The 16219-nt window shown below is 45.4% G+C and carries 14 protein-coding genes; 4 read left to right on the top strand and 10 right to left on the bottom strand.

The window, feature by feature from the left end; translation table 11 throughout:
- The first annotated feature begins 118 nt into the window (after positions 1-118).
- Entirely contained in the window at positions 119-1801 is a 1683-nt protein-coding gene (locus tag ACRD7P_RS09480) for a hypothetical protein (protein WP_430907310.1), read from the top strand.
- A 104-nt stretch (positions 1802-1905) separates the two neighbouring features.
- Here the strand turns inward: ACRD7P_RS09480 and ACRD7P_RS09475 are convergent, their stop codons facing one another.
- Both ACRD7P_RS09475 and ACRD7P_RS09470 read right to left on the bottom strand, forming a co-directional pair.
- Positions 1906-2478: a Crp/Fnr family transcriptional regulator gene (locus ACRD7P_RS09475; protein ID WP_430907309.1), complete on the bottom strand. Its 573-nt coding sequence runs from the start codon at positions 2476-2478 to the stop codon at positions 1906-1908.
- 10 nt (positions 2479-2488) lie between these two features.
- Complete coding sequence (locus ACRD7P_RS09470; protein ID WP_430907308.1) at positions 2489-3067, bottom strand: SRPBCC family protein; 579 nt, start codon at positions 3065-3067, stop codon at positions 2489-2491.
- Positions 3068-3238: 171 nt separating this feature from the next.
- Here ACRD7P_RS09470 and ACRD7P_RS09465 point away from each other — a divergent pair, with 171 nt between their 5' ends.
- A complete protein-coding gene (locus ACRD7P_RS09465) occupies positions 3239-4309 on the top strand; it encodes a PA0069 family radical SAM protein (protein ID WP_430907307.1) in 1071 nt (356 codons plus the stop codon).
- Here the strand turns inward: ACRD7P_RS09465 and ACRD7P_RS09460 are convergent.
- The 5 genes from ACRD7P_RS09460 to ACRD7P_RS09440 form a co-directional block, all read right to left on the bottom strand.
- Positions 4306-4953, bottom strand: a complete 648-nt coding sequence (locus ACRD7P_RS09460) for a hypothetical protein (RefSeq protein WP_430907306.1) — start codon at positions 4951-4953, stop codon at positions 4306-4308. The genes ACRD7P_RS09465 and ACRD7P_RS09460 overlap by 4 nt on opposite strands.
- Positions 4954-5029: 76 nt before the next feature.
- Positions 5030-6454, bottom strand: a complete 1425-nt coding sequence (locus ACRD7P_RS09455; protein WP_430907305.1) for a Gfo/Idh/MocA family protein — start codon at positions 6452-6454, stop codon at positions 5030-5032.
- Between the two features lie 292 nt (positions 6455-6746).
- A complete protein-coding gene (locus ACRD7P_RS09450) occupies positions 6747-7403 on the bottom strand; it encodes an HD domain-containing protein (RefSeq protein WP_430907304.1) in 657 nt (218 codons plus the stop codon).
- Entirely contained in the window at positions 7400-8137 is a 738-nt protein-coding gene (locus ACRD7P_RS09445; protein ID WP_430907303.1) for a lysophospholipid acyltransferase family protein, read from the bottom strand. Before ACRD7P_RS09445 ends, ACRD7P_RS09450 begins: the two co-directional genes overlap by 4 nt.
- A 309-nt stretch (positions 8138-8446) precedes the next feature.
- Complete coding sequence (locus ACRD7P_RS09440) at positions 8447-8860, bottom strand: BrxA/BrxB family bacilliredoxin (protein ID WP_430907302.1); 414 nt, start codon at positions 8858-8860, stop codon at positions 8447-8449.
- Positions 8861-9057: 197 nt separating this feature from the next.
- On the opposite strand from ACRD7P_RS09440, the gene ACRD7P_RS09435 reads away from it, so the two are divergent.
- Positions 9058-9792, top strand: coding sequence for a TerB family tellurite resistance protein (locus tag ACRD7P_RS09435; RefSeq protein WP_430907301.1), 735 nt, complete (start codon positions 9058-9060; stop codon positions 9790-9792).
- A 61-nt stretch (positions 9793-9853) separates the two neighbouring features.
- Here ACRD7P_RS09435 and ACRD7P_RS09430 read toward each other — a convergent pair whose 3' ends face one another.
- Both ACRD7P_RS09430 and ACRD7P_RS09425 read right to left on the bottom strand, forming a co-directional pair.
- Complete coding sequence (locus ACRD7P_RS09430; protein WP_430907300.1) at positions 9854-10396, bottom strand: CopD family protein; 543 nt, start codon at positions 10394-10396, stop codon at positions 9854-9856.
- A 243-nt stretch (positions 10397-10639) separates the two neighbouring features.
- Entirely contained in the window at positions 10640-11518 is an 879-nt protein-coding gene (locus ACRD7P_RS09425) for a phytanoyl-CoA dioxygenase family protein (protein ID WP_430907299.1), read from the bottom strand.
- A gap of 174 nt (positions 11519-11692) precedes the next feature.
- Here ACRD7P_RS09425 and ACRD7P_RS09420 point away from each other — a divergent pair, with 174 nt between their 5' ends.
- Complete coding sequence (locus tag ACRD7P_RS09420) at positions 11693-12547, top strand: AraC family transcriptional regulator (RefSeq protein ID WP_430907298.1); 855 nt, start codon at positions 11693-11695, stop codon at positions 12545-12547.
- 46 nt (positions 12548-12593) lie between these two features.
- Here ACRD7P_RS09420 and ACRD7P_RS09415 read toward each other — a convergent pair whose 3' ends face one another.
- The gene (locus ACRD7P_RS09415; RefSeq protein ID WP_430907315.1) at positions 12594-15695 is read right to left on the bottom strand and encodes a WD40/YVTN/BNR-like repeat-containing protein; all 3102 of its coding nucleotides are present in this window, start codon (positions 15693-15695) and stop codon (positions 12594-12596) included.
- Between the last annotated feature and the right edge of the window lie 524 nt (positions 15696-16219).

Here is a 16219-nt window from a genome sequence, read left to right as displayed (position 1 = left end):
GAACGAATTTCAAATTTCAAAGAACGACAATTGCAACCAATTGAAAATCTTTTAGTTACAACCGGACACTATTGACTACATACTTACTACTAAATACGCAGTATTTAAAACTAAAAACATGATCAAGAAATTTTGGCAAAAAGGAAAAAAACAAAAACGCATTATCGTGCTGATCGGTATCGTTCTGGTAGGGTTACTATTTTTCCTAAGGGACGATTACCAACCGGCGCTATTGTTTTTGCGCAAGTATATTTTCATCCTCCTCCTGTCCGCAGGCTTCCTTTGGTTTACGCTATCCAAATTTAGAAATGCGATAGGCGCGGGAAGGCGGGTGTTGATCCTGACCGGAATCGTTGCTTTTTTTGCCAGTCTGTGGTTCGCGGGGTTTAAGCTGAACCTCTACCAGTATATGCAAACCTATAACGTGTACAAAAACTTGAACCTGATAGCGCTTGACGAACTTCCGTTGACCCAGAACGAACGGATCCAGCCTTTCAACAACATCGTTACCATGGCCTACGAGTCCATAGGCGAAACACAAGAGGTATCCCTGCCCCAGTTGGTACGTTTGGACAGTACCAACCAATGGACCATGGCGGTACAACCGGCCAAGGAGTACACCTGGCAGCGCATGAACGACAATACAGAGGAGCTATTTACCGTAGAGAGCACCTCGCCGTTTCCCCGTTTTTCGAACGAAAACCGTATTCCGGTAACATTTTCCATTGGAGAGTCCCTGGCCTTTAGCCGCAACACCTATAATGCCGTAGTACAGCGCTTCAACTTATTTCAATTGTTCACCATGGAGCCCAGTGATGTTTTTTACATGAAAAACGATGATGGGAAATGGGTACAGGTAGTCAACCTGATCAAATGGAAGGGTTTCTTTTTTCCGTATCCTACCTATGGGGGTGTTATGGTCATCGACGCCGGGGTACATGACCTCAACGATTATGTAGAACGGGTCACTATCGGAAAGGGCACCTATATTCCACAATCGGAAATCAAAAACCATCCCTACTTAAAAGGGCAGAACACGCTGGCCGAAAAAATATCGCGCATACAGGCGCAATCGCTTCAATTTTTGGGTGGTTTCACCGATCCGCTGCCATGGAATATGAAAACCGCAGTCAAAATACCGGAATTGCCCCAAGATCAAAATCAGCAGCCCTACGTGACGGACTTCAATTTTGAAGGAATGAAGGTCGATGCCTCAAACGGCCTACACCATTGGTTCGGGCTGGAGCCCATTGGTGACGAGCGAACCAGTCTTGCCTTTAGCGTATTAATTCCCGCGGATGGCACCAACAAATTATACTATTACGACCACGCCAAGAAAAAGGAGGGATTGGCCGGAGTATCCGCCATGCCGTTAAAAGTGGTGGAATCGCGAAAAGAGTACGATTGGTCGGCAAACCGACCGGTAGAATTTCGTCCTTTTATTAAGGAGCTTGCCGGTAAAAAAAGGCTTTTTGTGCTGGGCACCATTGCGGCCATCCGCGATACGAACAGCAAACAGTTCGATGGAGCGGCCACACCCGACCTTGCGCTTGTAGACGCCGAATATCGCGATGTCATCTGGATCGATGCCAAACACCCTTCCCAATGGACCAGTACCATTCTCCATCAACTGGGCGAAACCTGGAAAGCTTCCGAAGGTATTACGGATGCAGAACTGTATCCTGACAAAACGGACGACCTGGATATGAAGCCGACCCAAGTTCTGGACAGTGTTCTAATCGACACCACTGCAACCCCGGTTCCCGAAATTCCCAAAGACACACTGAACTTGGAAGAGTAAGCTCTTTTTTTTGATTTTGTATTCGATTCCGGTATCTTTTTTAAATCCTAATCCGCGCTAAAGGGCATACAAGTATATTGCGGAACAGCATGTTTGGTAGTGTTCTATTTTGTCAATTCCTTGCGAATTCTACTCAAAGAATTTTTTGTGATACCGATATACGAAGCCAAGTATTTCAATGGGATGCGGTTGACCAAGGTTGGGAAACGATTATGGAATTCGGTATATCTGGTTTTTGCATCTTCCGCAAGCATTGGACTTATTCTATTTACTTTTTCCATCAATGCTTTGTTGGTTATTTTGCCAATGATCTTGTCCCAAGTTACGATCGTATCCGTAAGATTTTTGAGTTGTTCCCGGTTAAAAACAATTAATTGTGTAGGAACAATGGCCTGAATATACTCCCCTGATGGAATTTGAAGATCAAAACTATTCAAGTCGACCGCAAAATTATTTTCTTCAATAAAGTAACGGGTAATTTCTTGACCCTCTTTGTTGTAATAGCATACCCGTAAAATTCCTTTTTGCACGAAAGCAACTTGATCGGCTGTTTTCCCTGCCTCCGAAAAATAGTCTCCAATACCTAATGTTACCGATTTGACCGAGTTTTCAATCAACTCGACCTGTTGTGCATTTAGTTGTCCGTATTGTAACAAATAGTTGATCAGGCTCTCCATTACGGCTAAATTACCAATTTCCTACGCTTCTTTCGTAACGGTACAGATTGCCACTTTCCAACTCATCTTTCATTTTGGTCAAGGCATTGGTCATTGGCGTTTTCATTCGTTTCTTTACAATTGTATGGATCAGCAACCGAGCAAAAAAATTCTTTGGAACAAATTGGTAGGTCCAACGAATATGAATTTTACCCACTTCGGTTTCGGTAAATGTCCAACTGCCATTAATTTGTTTTATCAATCCTTTAAGAGAATTGGTAAAACCATTCACTTTGTACGTAAAACCGGTGTGCGGTGTTACACTTAGAAGCGTTTCTTCGGAAGAGGTTCCATCATCAAAGTAAACGGTCCTGCGCATCCCCGATCGATACCAGGGTTCTTTATTGCTCGTACTGTCAATTCCCGGTATGTTCTTATACGGTTGGAAAATATGTTCCAAGGGAATGGGAACAATGTATTCAAACGTTTCTTTTGGAGATAATGTACTTTCGATATCGACTGAAACGACCGTTTCCGGATAATTTTTGCCCTGAGCTTTTACAAATGTTGTTGCAATAACAATCAGACTTAACAGCGTTACTATTCGCATGATTTTTACTTACGCATTAGGCTACAAAGCTATTGGTCCATTTTTCGACCGCTGTTACCATTTGGTACTAAATGGACGCTGGTAAGGCACATCTATGAATCTTTAACATAGGCACGAAACAATTATTGGAATTAATCCATATTTTTGGATTAATTCCAATAATCAAATTTTATGTCGGACAAGTATCTTAAGGGACGGGGAGCACAAGAAAACACCTTTAATAGATTTCTGGAGTTCCGCCACGAGACACGGGACGACTTTTTGGAATTTTGCCGTGTTGACGGGGAGCAAGCGGATAATAACCATACCCAATACCTTCCCATTTTTCCAAAAACCATTGTAAACAAGGTTACCAGCCCAGATGTGGGCATGGAATATTCCATGAACCCCTATCAAGGGTGTGAGCATGGGTGCATCTACTGTTATGCGCGAAACACCCATGAGTTTTGGGGGTATAGCGCCGGTCTCGATTTTGAGCGTAAGATATTGGTTAAAAAACAGGCCGCACAACTGCTTGAAAAAAAGCTGAAAAGTAAACACTGGGAGGCCAAGACCATAGTACTATCGGGCAATACCGACTGTTACCAGCCGGCAGAAAAAAAGTACGGGATAACCCGGGAATGCCTTGAGGTGTTTTTAAAGTACAAACATCCCGTGGGAATCATCACCAAAAACAGTTTGATCCTCCGCGATCTGGAGTTGTTAAAAGCCTTGCATGAGGATGGACTGGTCGGGGTCAACGTTTCGGTGACTTCCCTTCTGGAAGAGACCCGCCGTATTTTGGAACCCCGTACGGCTTCCATTAAAAAAAGGTTGGAGACCATACGGGTACTATCGGAAAACGGTATTCCCGTTAATGCCATGCTGGCCCCGATCATTCCCGGAATAAACAGCCATGAAATCATGAATTTGGCCAGAGCGGTCTCCGAAAACGGCGCCTGTTCTTTTGGGATCACCATAGTTCGGCTCAACGGTGCCATCGGTCAAATTTTTACACAATGGCTACAAAAGACCCTTCCGGACAAAGCCGACAAGGTACTGCATCAAATTCAGGAATGTCATGGCGGCACCCTAAACGATAGCCGCTTCGGATTGCGAAACAGGGGCGAGGGGAAAATTGCGGAACAAATCCATAGTATGGTGCGTTTGGCCCGACGTCGCTATTTTAAGGACAAACACTTTCCCGGTTTGAACAAATCCCTGCACCGCCAACATAAGGATGGACAGTTTCGGTTGTTTTAAAGGTTTTGTCTCCTTTTAAACCCGAACCCGACCTTAAACAACAAACCGATATTTCCAGTATTAAAATCGTTTTCAGAAAATCCTATTTCCGTAAAATCCAGTTTATTCAAAGCCTTGTCACCATTAAAACCTGTGTAAGTAAGGTACAGGCCATAATGTATGGGGTTCCGATTGTCTTCTAAACCTAAAGAGAACGACCAAAAATAATTTCTTGCTCGTTTCTTCTGTTCCATACTAACATCGTTGGAATCTAGAAACAACCCATCCGCAGTGGTTCTACCAAAATGATAGGAAGGAATTAAAAGAAAGCGTAAACCATCATTCTCATAGAAAAGTTTTGGAGCAACGTAGTATACAATACTGTAAAAATCGTTGTCAAGAACAGCTTTGTAATTGGGTGTTCCCGCTTCACCAAAACCAACATCTTCAATACGTTTACCGCCAATATAATAGTCCACCCCTATTTCGGGAGCTATGAATTTATATGCAAACAGTTCGCTCGCTGCACCAATGCTCAAATAGTAGTTTGAGTTGAATTCGTTTTCATAAAATACTCCTAAAGATGCGGAAACGCGGGGACCATTGCTTTGCGCACCGCTCAAAAAAGGAAAAGAAACAAAAAGTACCCAAACGTAATTTTTCATAAAAAGACCTCACCACAAATCATACCACAAACGGAATAATTCAAAACAAGTTTTTTACCTAAAACCCCCTTAATTGTCAGGACAACTCCCACCCCTTCCGGTAGCTACCCTTTACCCATTCGTTGGCCATATCCCAATTGGTGACTTTCATTTGATCGCCATCCCACAAGATCTTTCTACGGCCCGGGTACTCAAAAGGATCCCAATCGCCCAGTTTTTTACCTTCTTTAAGCCTTTTGTACTGAAATGCCTTTATGGCAAGGTTCCCCATTAAAACCGCTTCGGTCAGTGGGCCCGACCGTTTAAAATCGGATGAGGTTTCCCCGCCGTTCAAACAGGCGTCCACAAAGTTTTTTTGATGTCCTCCCGTATCCCCTTCGATGCGTTTTAAATAGGGTGTAGGCGGGTTGAGCAGTTTCATGGTTTCGGAGGGTAGCAAACGTGCATTTCGCGAATAGGTATCGCAGACCAAAATACCACGGGTTCCATAAAAAATAGATCCTCCACCGCTATCACCGATTTTTTCGGAATCCTTCAACTCGTCCGGCAAGTCGGGCAAAAGCCCTCCATCATACCAATTCAAGGCAATATCACCATGCTCGGCAGTATTGAACTTTAGGCGGACAATGGAAGAAGCGGGACAGGAAGCACTATAATCGGCCTCGATAAAATCGCCCACCCAATTGGTGGTGCAACTTGCTTCGGCCTCGGTAGGATAACCCAGATCGAGCACCCCGAACGGTGTTTCCATAATATGGCAGCCCATGTCGCCCAATGCCCCAGTTCCAAAATCCCAAAAACCCCTCCACTTGAAAGGCAAGTAGGAATCGTTATAATCCCTCATTTTGGCCGGTCCCAACCATAGGTCCCAATCCAGGCCTTTCGGTATGGGATCTTTCCCTTTGGGCACCGGAACGCCCTGTGGCCAAACCGGACGGTTCGTCCAACAGTCGACCTTATATACCTTGCCGATAATTCCGGACTGGATCCATTCCTTGGCCTCCCGGCTTCCATCGCTGGAAGCGCCCTGGTTGCCCATTTGGGTAACAATACCGTTTTCCTTGGCAACCTGCGTCATCATTCTGGCCTCGTTTATATTATGGGTGAGGGGTTTTTCCACGTAAGCGTGCTTTTTTGCCTTCATAAACGGCAAAGCGATCGTAGCATGGGTATGATCCGGAGTGGCCACCATAACCGCATCGATTTTTTTTAGCTCTTTATCATAGACCTTTCTAAAGTCCTTGTAGCGCTTGGCTTCGGGATAATTGGCATAGGTTTCCGCTGCGCTACGGTCGTCCACATCACAGAGCGCTACGAACTTCACCTGCTGTGTTTCCGTCATACCGCGAATTACACCGGCACCCCGGCCGCCTACTCCAAAAGCGGCAACATACAAGGTATCGCTCGGCGCAATATGTTGTTTTCCCATTACAAAACTGGGAACGATGGAAAAAACGGTCGACGCCGCTGCTGTTTTTTTAATGAACTTTCTTCTTTGCATGTTGTTGAATTGGTTTTGGTCGCCCAAAGTATTCCGAGCGCCGGTATGTCTATTTTGTCATTTTATAATATTCCAAATAGCATTGACCGCTCATAAAAAGGACTTCGTGAAACGCAAAAATGATTAAACCCTTGCCAAGCCCGGTTTTATAGGCGTGTTTGAAGATACAAAAAAATGCTTTCGAGAATACCCTAAAAGTAGTATGCGGTAATACTATTCCACCATTAAGAAACCTACACCCGATTATTAATCCCTTTTAACTTTGAAATGGTATCCGAATGACAAAGTTCGATCAGCCTTCCCATTCTTTATAGAACTGGTTCAAATAATCCAACATAAATTGATGCCTTTCCTCCGCCATTTGTTTACCGGTAGGCGTGTTCATCTGGTCTTTAAGTAGTAGCAACTTCTCGTAAAAGTGATTTATTGTAGGGCTTTTTGCAGCTTTATACGCTTCCTTGGTCAACTGTAGATCGGGCGCTATTTCAGGGTCGTACAAAACCCGATTTTTAAATCCCCCATAATTAAAGGCCCGCGCAATCCCTATCGCCCCTATGGCATCTAACCGGTCGGCATCCTGCACCACCTGCAGTTCCAATGACCTAAATGGGGCAACGGCCGTAGTTTCCAAGCTATTTTTAAAGGAGATGTTCTCGACAATCTTTACCACATGGGTCAATACCGGATCGGCAACGGCTTTCGACCTTAAAAAAGTACTTGCCACCTTCGGGCCTACCGTCTCGTCGCCATCATGAAATTTTGCATCCGCGATATCGTGCAATAAAGCCCCCAAGGCAACAATGAGCGGATCGACCGGTTCCTGTTTTGCGATGCTTTTGGCGTTGTTAAAAACACGTTGTATATGAAACCAATCGTGCCCCCCTTCAGCGCCTTTTAAAGTATGTTTTACAAACGCAATAGTGTCCTCGATCAATTGTGGTCCGTTCATTTGAAAGAAGTTATTCCCGAAACTACTTTTGCTTCGATTTTTGTTAAGAGCGCATCCAAGTCCCCTTCATTTTTAATGGGCTCGTGCACATCAAAAGTAATACGGTTACCAATGCCGTTGGGAAACTTTCCGTAGCGCAGCATTTTCCAGGAATCGTTGATGCTTATGGGAACGATCAGTGCCGAAGGTGCTTTTTTCAAGAGTATTTTAAGTCCAGTTGTCTTAAAAGGCTTGGGATGCCCGGTACGGCTCCGGGTACCTTCGGGAAAAATAACGGCTCCCCGCGCATTGTTTTCGATATATTCTCCCAATTTGGCGATTTCGCGGAGCGCCTGTTTGCTGTCCTTTCGGTCGATCAACGCAGAACCGCCATACCTGAGATTGTACGATACGCTCGGGATTCCCTTGCCCAACTCTTTTTTACTCACAAATTTGGGTTCTTGCCGTCGCATGAACCAAATGATCGGTGGAATGTCATGCATGCTCTGGTGGTTCAGCACCAATATGGTGGGGCGATCTTTGGGAATTTTATGCGGGTTGTTAAAGCGATAGGTAGTGCCCAACAAATGGGTACAACGCATCAACGACCAGTTCAGCAGGGCGACACTTGCACGATGTGGACCATAACCGAACAAATTAAAGCAGAGCCATTGCACCGGATGAAACACCAAAAGGCACAACCCAAAGAAAAAAAGATATACCCCACTTAAAGGGTACGCCACTATTTTTCGCATAACGCAAAAATAAGATTCTATTCTACTTCAAAATACAAAAAACGACCCTAACCTAACGGAACACCAGTAAACTTTCCCAATTGGTCGGAAAAGCCCTATTTTTCGTCAGCATATGCTGTCTTTTTAATCGCCGCGCCCCTACCTTGTATTATTTTAGCTTTAAAATGGTATCATCTGATTTTTGGTAAAACCACTTCAATAAAAAAGACCATTTCCGGTAAGAAATGATCTTTTCAGTTGTAATGTCAATTATCTTTTCGCCTAGAAACCGAACGCTATGGTTGTAGGTTCGCTCCTTGGCAACACCTTTTAGGCACAAAACTCGTCAAAGGCACCTTTAAGGTTTTCCGCGATCATTTCCGCGGGACGCCCTTCGATATGATGTCGTTCGATCATGTGTACCAACTCTCCATCTTTAAACAGCGCCATGCTCGGCGAAGAGGGTGGAAACGGAACCATCAAATTCCTGGCCGCATCTACCGCTTCGGTATCTACCCCGGCAAAAACGGTTACGGTATGATCGGGCTTTTTATCGTTCTGCAAACTCATTTTTGCGGCAGGTCGGGCATTGGCGGCGGCACAGCCACAAACCGAGTTGACCACAACCAAAACGGTTCCCTCTTGGGAAATCGCTTTTTCGACCGCTTCGGCCGTATATAACTCTTCAAACCCGGCGGTGGCCAAGTCTTCTCTCATAGGTTTTACTAATTCTGCAGGATACATAGTCTCATTTTTTATTTAAAGGTTCAAATATACCAAATTTGTCTTGTTTTTTCGTTGCCTTAACAAAACAACAACAGCCCTGCAAACGGCAATACCATTTCTATTGCGCCGTATTTCCGTTACGGTTTGAATTTGATGCCAAGTGCGAAAGCGGTTTCTCGGCAAAATCCTATCTTTGGCCGAAAATCGAAGGTCATATGATCAAATGGGTCGGGGCATTTTTAGGATACTATCTTTTTCGTCTACCGGGTGCCGTTCTCGGCTTTTTGGTAGGGAGCCTTATCGATAGCGCCAGCACCAAAGGAGGTAAGGCACAAACAATTTTGAAGGACATGACCCGCCAAACGGTCTCTCCCGCCGATTTTGAACTCAATCTGTTATCGCTCTGCTCCTTGGTTATTAAAGCGGACGGTACGGTGAGCAAGACCGAAATGGACTATGTACGCCAGTACTTTGTACAGACGTACGGAAAGGACAAGGCCAATGCCATCTTTCGAACGTTCAACGAGATCAATAAAAAACGTGAAATCTCCGCTCAACGGGTTTGTACTTACCTCAACCAACGCACACGGTACGAGGTGCGTTTGCAACTCTTACACTTCCTTTTCGGAATTGCACAGGCCGATGGCACCGTAAGCAAGGCCGAAATTCGAAAAATTCAAGAAATTGCGGGCTACTTTCGGGTGTCTTCCCGTGATTTTGACAGTATTCAGGCCATGTTCGTAAAAGCGGCCAACAATGCCTATAAAATTTTGGAGATCGATAAGACGGCTACGGATAACGAAGTAAAAAAAGCCTATAGAAATATGGCCAAAAAATACCATCCCGACCGTGTAAACACCCAAGACGAGGCTATTAAGAAAGGGGCCGAGGAAAAGTTCAAGGAAGTACAAAAAGCCTACGAAATTATACAGTCCGAACGGGGGTTATAGGTCAAATTCCATTTTGTTCGGAATAGGGTAGTGCCTATACCATTTTAACTTTGAAATGGTATTAGGCTTCCGGATTCTTTTTCCGGATTTTTTTATACAGCCGTATGCCCAATAGCAATAGCAATCCCAATACGATAATACCACCAACTCCAAAGGCCCAACTCATTTTAGTCCTTATGATGACCAGAAAAACCACCGCAAAGAGGATGATCGTAGCTACCTCGTTCCAAATGCGCATGTAGTTGCTGGTATAGCGGACTTCGTTCCGCTGCAGTTGCTTAAAAATTAGGTGGTTTTTGATGTGATAGGCGATAAGCAATCCTACAAATCCCAGTTTTATGTGCATCCAAGGTTGGCTAAGCCATGAGGGCATCAACAGTAGCATCCATACCGCAAAAAAGGTACAAAGTACCGCCGAGGGCCAGGTGATAATGTACCAAAGCCGTTTCGTCATCAACTGGAGCTGTTTTACCAATATTTCTTTATCCGGTGACGGTTTTTTAGAAGCTTCAATATGGTAGATGAACAATCGGGGAATGTAAAAGAGCCCTGCGAACCACGTAATCACAAAAACTAAATGAAGGGCTTTAATGTAGTTGTACACGGTATGGAATACTTAGGTATAAGGGTACGGTGCCCAACTCCATAAAAGGAGTATAAGCGTTGGCCAAAGGTACATAATACCAATTTACCTTTAAAATGATATGCGTCGGTAAATAACCCCGAGGCAAGCCCACGAGGCATTAGAACGAAAATTAACATTGATTTCGACGCAAACGTCGGAGCATTTTAAATCTCGATTATCGAGTAAAACCGTTCCTTTTTATTGGTCTTCGGCAAGAGTGGGCTATCGGGGCAAAAGCAGCGGAAAAAAGCTTCCCGAAATTTTTTCGCCCTTTGGTATGGGTGGCACTCCCGGCAATAAGGGGTCGTTGGTATTGCTTACCGTACCATCGGCAAAAACGTTGAGCACAAATGCCCTTCTGCGTCGGTCGGAACGATTTTCATAGGATCCGTGTACCATAAGCGGGTGATGAAACGTGGCATACCCCTTCTTCAAGGGAACGGGCACCGGTTCAAATGCCGCTTTCTGTTCCTCGGACAGATAGTCCATCAAACCTTCCATATTTCCGGCGAGCTCGGGTTTTTCCAATAGCCCCCAAGTATGGCTCTTTGGAATATAGTGCAGACATCCATTTTCAGTAGAAGCATCATCAAGCCCGGTCCAACAGGTCAAATGCTGCATGGCAATGGTCCGCGTCCAATACGAATAATCCTGATGCCAAGCCACCACACCGCCATGTTGGGCCGGTTTGCAAAAAAGCTGGTCGTGCCAAAAACGGACCGCCTTGTCCTCCAAAAGCTGGCTTGCCGCCATTAAAAAAGCGGGGTTCCACAACACATCGTGAAAGGCTTCCGATATACGCCAGTGCCCAAGGGAGTGAAACAATACGGAATCGGGGTCGTTTGATTCATTGGTATGAAATTCATGGAACAACGCATTTCCGGGGTGCTCCGGATCCATAATTTCGGCCAGTTCCCGATTTAGGACCGACACCTGGTCCGGCTCTAAAAGTTTGATGCCGGATACATACCCAAACTCATGAAAATGTGCCACCTGTTCCTCCGACAAGCGATACGGTTCCCATTCCTCAGGAGTTTTGGGCATTTGGAACAGGGTTCCTATCGGATGGTGAATTCTGGAAAGGTCTTGAACGTGGGCCATAATAGTAGATGTTTGAAACAAAATTAAGCGTTCCCTTTTTTTTGTCCATTGCGCATTTTGCTCAAATAATACCCTATATTGACCTTGATTATGGCATTTTTTCGTTTTCAATTACAAAATAGACATCTAATAATACCTTTTCAGTAGCGGTCATACCCTCAAAAAGAATCCATCATGGAACCAACGTTCGAAAAAATAACGACTTCCGTTACCAGCTCTTTCAAAGCCTATCGCTATCAAAAAAAGGAGTTCGATGCTCCTTGGCATTTTCATCCGGAATATGAGCTTACACTTATCCAAAAAAGTAAGGGTATTCGGTATGTAGGGAACCATGTGGAACGTTTCGTTCCGGGCGATCTTGTACTGATTCCCCCGAACGTTCCGCATTGTTGGAAAAATACGGCCGGGGACCCACGGCCGTCGGAAGCGATCGTTATACAGTGGCAGGCCGATGTATTCGGTAAGGGGTGGCAACAAAAGATAGAGTTTGCCCCTATCGCCGAACTTTTGGAGCGCAACGTGTGCGGCATCCAATTTGATTCCGAGCTGGTCGATCGGTTGCTTCCAGAACTAAAAAGGATTTTGGGGAGCCATGGTTTAGCGCGCTATATCGCATTTTTAAAGCTGTTAAAGACTCTGGCCGGTACTAAAAAATATCGTTCGTTATCCCCTAGAACCATCGCCGGCCGTTTGGATGCCACGGCAAGCCGTCGCATCGATACCATTCAAAACTTCGTAACGCAACACTATCAAAGAAAAATTACCTTGGGCGAAATGGCGACCTTAACACATATGTCGGAAGCCGCTTTTTGTCGGTTTTTCAAACGTATTTTCGGAAAAACATTTTTCGCCTTCCTCAACGAATATAAAATACAAACGGCGTGTGCACTGTTGGCAACCAGGCAACAACAGGTAGCCCAAGTGGCATATGCCTGCGGCTACGAAAGTCTTCCTTTTTTCTATCGGCAGTTTAAAAAATTCACCGGTACCAGTCCTTTACAATATCAAAAAAACAATGAACTCGTTTAAAAACGAGTTCATTCTATACCAGTCTTCGGTCCCTCCTTGGCAATACCTACTTTTTCGTTTGTTCCTCTACGGATAAATACTGTAACCCAAGCGCATTGAACTCCTTGTTAAAGGTGTCGATCTCACCGGAAACCAGATCATCGAACGCTTTTAATTGTTGTTCTATTTTTTCGCAGAGCTCCTTTTTCACCGCAACATCCTGGTCTGTCGGCGGAAAATCGTCCAACATGACCAAACTGTTCAAATGCCCCAATTTATTGGTGAGCCGGATCGGAAAGTTCAAAGGATCTTGATTGCTACGGTTTTTTGTTTGGTACAAGGCTTTCTCCACGGTTTCAAAGCGTTTTTTCATTGCTTTTGCCTTGTCGACCAAGGCCGCCGTTGCGGCATCGTCTTTATATTGTTTTACAAAAGCATCCAACTGGGTGTTGATTTTGCGTATGGCCTTTATCGATTCGTGGGCCTTGTTCACGGTAGCATTGATGTCGCCAACAAAATCGTACTGCTCTTGCATATCGGCCACGGAAACCTCCGCTCTCGGGTCAGGAAGTATTTTAAGGGATTCCGATAGGGTGGTACCGTTTACGTTCAGATGCACCCGATACTCGCCCGGCACTGCTTTGGGGCCACTAAGATTGGCCCACCATAAAATCATTCCTTTGAGTTTTTTGGCTCCTTTTCCGCGGGTATCCCAAACGTGGGTATTCCCGCCTTTTTTTAGGGCCAGCTTTTTATTTTTTTCTTTGGCGCTATTACTAAATGAGGCCAAGGTATCTCCGGCAACATTGGTATAGGTCAACCGAATACTGTCCTTTTCCGTCAAGGTGCTCAAGTAAAAATGGGTGACCACCCCATTAGGATGGTTCTGCCCTTCCGTTTTACTGGGTTTTTCGGTGGTGCTTCCCTTAGTTCTGTAGCTGTCCTTCGGACGAAAAAGAATTGCATTTTCGCCCTTTTTCCCGGCATCCAGCTGATGCAATACGGTTAGGTCGTCCACAATCCACAATCCACGACCTTGGGTAGCTACGATTAAATTATCTTCCTTTATGGTAAGGTCGGTAATGGGCACAATGGGAAGGTTTTGCTGAAAGGGGCTCCATTGGTTCCCCTGATCAAAGGAAACGTACATTCCCGTTTCCGTTCCCGCGTACAATAGTCCCTGTCGTTTTGGATCTTCCCGGACCACTCTGGTAAAATGTTCACTGGCGATACCGTCTACGATTTTGGTCCAGCTTTTGCCGTAGTCGGTGGTTTTGTACAGGTAAGGTGCAAAGTCCCCTAGTTTGTAACGGGTCGCCGCAATATAACAGGTACCGGCATCGAAGGCCGATGGCGCTACACTGTTGATCATGCTCCACTCCGGTAATCCCTGGGGTGTAACATTTTCCCATGTTTTCCCGCCATCTTGGGTAAGGTGCACCAGACCATCATCACTGCCCACCCATAGGAGTCCTTCTTTTAAGGGGCTTTCGTCCGCGGCAAAAATGGTACAGTAATACTCTACACCGGTGTTGTCCTGCGTGATGGGCCCACCACTACTGACCAATTTTTCCGAATCGTTTCGGGTAAGGTCTCCGCTAAGCAGTTCCCAACGTTGTCCTTCGTTGGTACTCCGGTGCACATGGTTTGAAAAGGTGTATAATTTTTTGGGATCGTGCTTGCTAAAAATAATCGGGAAATTCCATTGAAAACGATACTTCATCCCTTCGGCCCCGTATCCCATGGGATTGTCGGGCCATACGTTGATGCCACGTACCGTATTGGTCTTATGGTTCTTTCTGGTAAGGAACCCGCCATAGCTGCCCCCATATACCACATCGTTATCGGAGGGGTCCACGGCGATATGGGCCGACTCCCCACCGGCAGTGGGTTCCCAATCGGCCTCCGATATACTGTTCCCATCGCTGCGGTGGTTGATCCGTATGGTAGAATTGTCCTGCTGTGCCACATAAATACGGTATGGAAAGGCATTATCGGTAGTTACCCTATAAAACTGTGCCGTGGGCTGGTTGTAATATGTACTCCATGTTTCACCGCCATCATAAGAAATTTGCGCTCCCCCATCATCGCCGATAATCATCCGTTGGCTATTTTCAGGGGCGATCCACAAATCATGATGGTCGCCATGGGGCGCATTAAAGGTATTAAAGCTTTTTCCACCATCGGTACTTTTATGGTACCGTACGTTCAGCACGTACACTACATCCTCATCTTCGGTATCGGCATACACTCGGGTATAGTACCAGGCCCGTTGCCGTAACTTCCGTTCTTCGTTGATGCGGTCCCAAGTTTTTCCGCCATCGTCACTTCTGTAAAGCCCTCCCTTTTCCTTGTTTTCTACAATGGCCCATACACGTTCCGAATTTTTAGGCGATACGGTAACCCCTATAATTCCCAAAGTGTCTTTAGGGAAACCCTTATTTTTAGAAATTTCGGTCCATGTAGCCCCACTGTCGCTACTTTTCCAAAGTCCAGATCCGTCGCCACCACTGCTCAGGCTATATGGTGTCCGGCGTGCGCGCCAGGTAGATGCGTATAAAATACGGGGATTGTTCGGGTCGAATGTCAGGTCTACCGCCCCGGCATTGTCGTTGACGAACAGTACTTTTTTCCAATTTTTGCCCCCGTCCACACTTTTGTATACGCCCCGCTCTTGGGACGATTTATAGATATTTCCCAATACCGCCGCATATACAATATTATGGTCCGTGGGGTGGATTCGGATACGGGGTACGTGACGGCTATTTTTTAAACCGGCCGACGACCATGTTTTTCCGGCATCTTCCGTTTTCCAGATGCCATATCCGGAGGAAACGTTTCCGCGCAGCGTCTTTTCGCCACCGCCTACATAAATTACATTATTATCGCTTTCCGCTATGGAAACGGCGCCAATACTACCGCCAAAATATCCGTCCGAGATATTGCCCCATGTACGCCCACCATCGGTCGTTTTCCAAACGCCGCCACCGGCAGCACCAAAATAAAAGAGGTTCGGACTACCGGGAACCCCGGCCACTGCCGCGGAACGCCCCCCGCGGTGCGGCCCGATGGAACGATATTCCACACTGGAATACAACGCCTTTGGATACGTGGTCTTGGGTGCTTTCGCCTTCCGATTCCGTTGTGAAAAAAGGCTTGGGGACACCATTAAAAGTGCCAGCAAAAAACATACTAGGGGTATTCGATTTCTCATTTTTTCCATTTCAAGATTAGTCTTCCTAAAAGTAAGGAAAAAGTAGCGATACCAGTATGCGAAAACAGCGGTTGCCCGAGTTAAAAACAGTACCGTAAACGGACTTTTGGCCCAAAGAAAAATCAAACCGTTATGGATGTAAAACGTATTAACTTTGAAAAGTAGAGGTATTGGCTTATAGGAAAAGAGTAAATAACCTCGGGGCAAGCCCACGAGGCATTATAACGAAAATTACCATTGATTTCGACGCAAGCGTCGCAGCATTTTAAATCTCGATTATCGAGTGAAACTCTTTTTCAGCATCGCATGAAACAGCAATAAGCTCTGTTGTAATCCGTAAAATTGCCGACCGCCAAATGCGGTTGCCGACATGTTAAAAATTGTAGCTGGGAACTCTTGGGAAAAAGGCTTGCTTCAGCTTGGAAAACGGTATCGTGTAGCAGGATCGATAGCAGGGCCCATCTTATACCATTTTTGGT

This window comes from Maribacter sp. 2-571 (genome assembly GCF_050589625.1).
Lineage (GTDB): Bacteria > Bacteroidota > Bacteroidia > Flavobacteriales > Flavobacteriaceae > Pelagihabitans.
The sequence above is the reverse complement of the archived record's forward strand: the minus strand, read 5'-3'. Positions and strand labels throughout refer to the sequence as shown.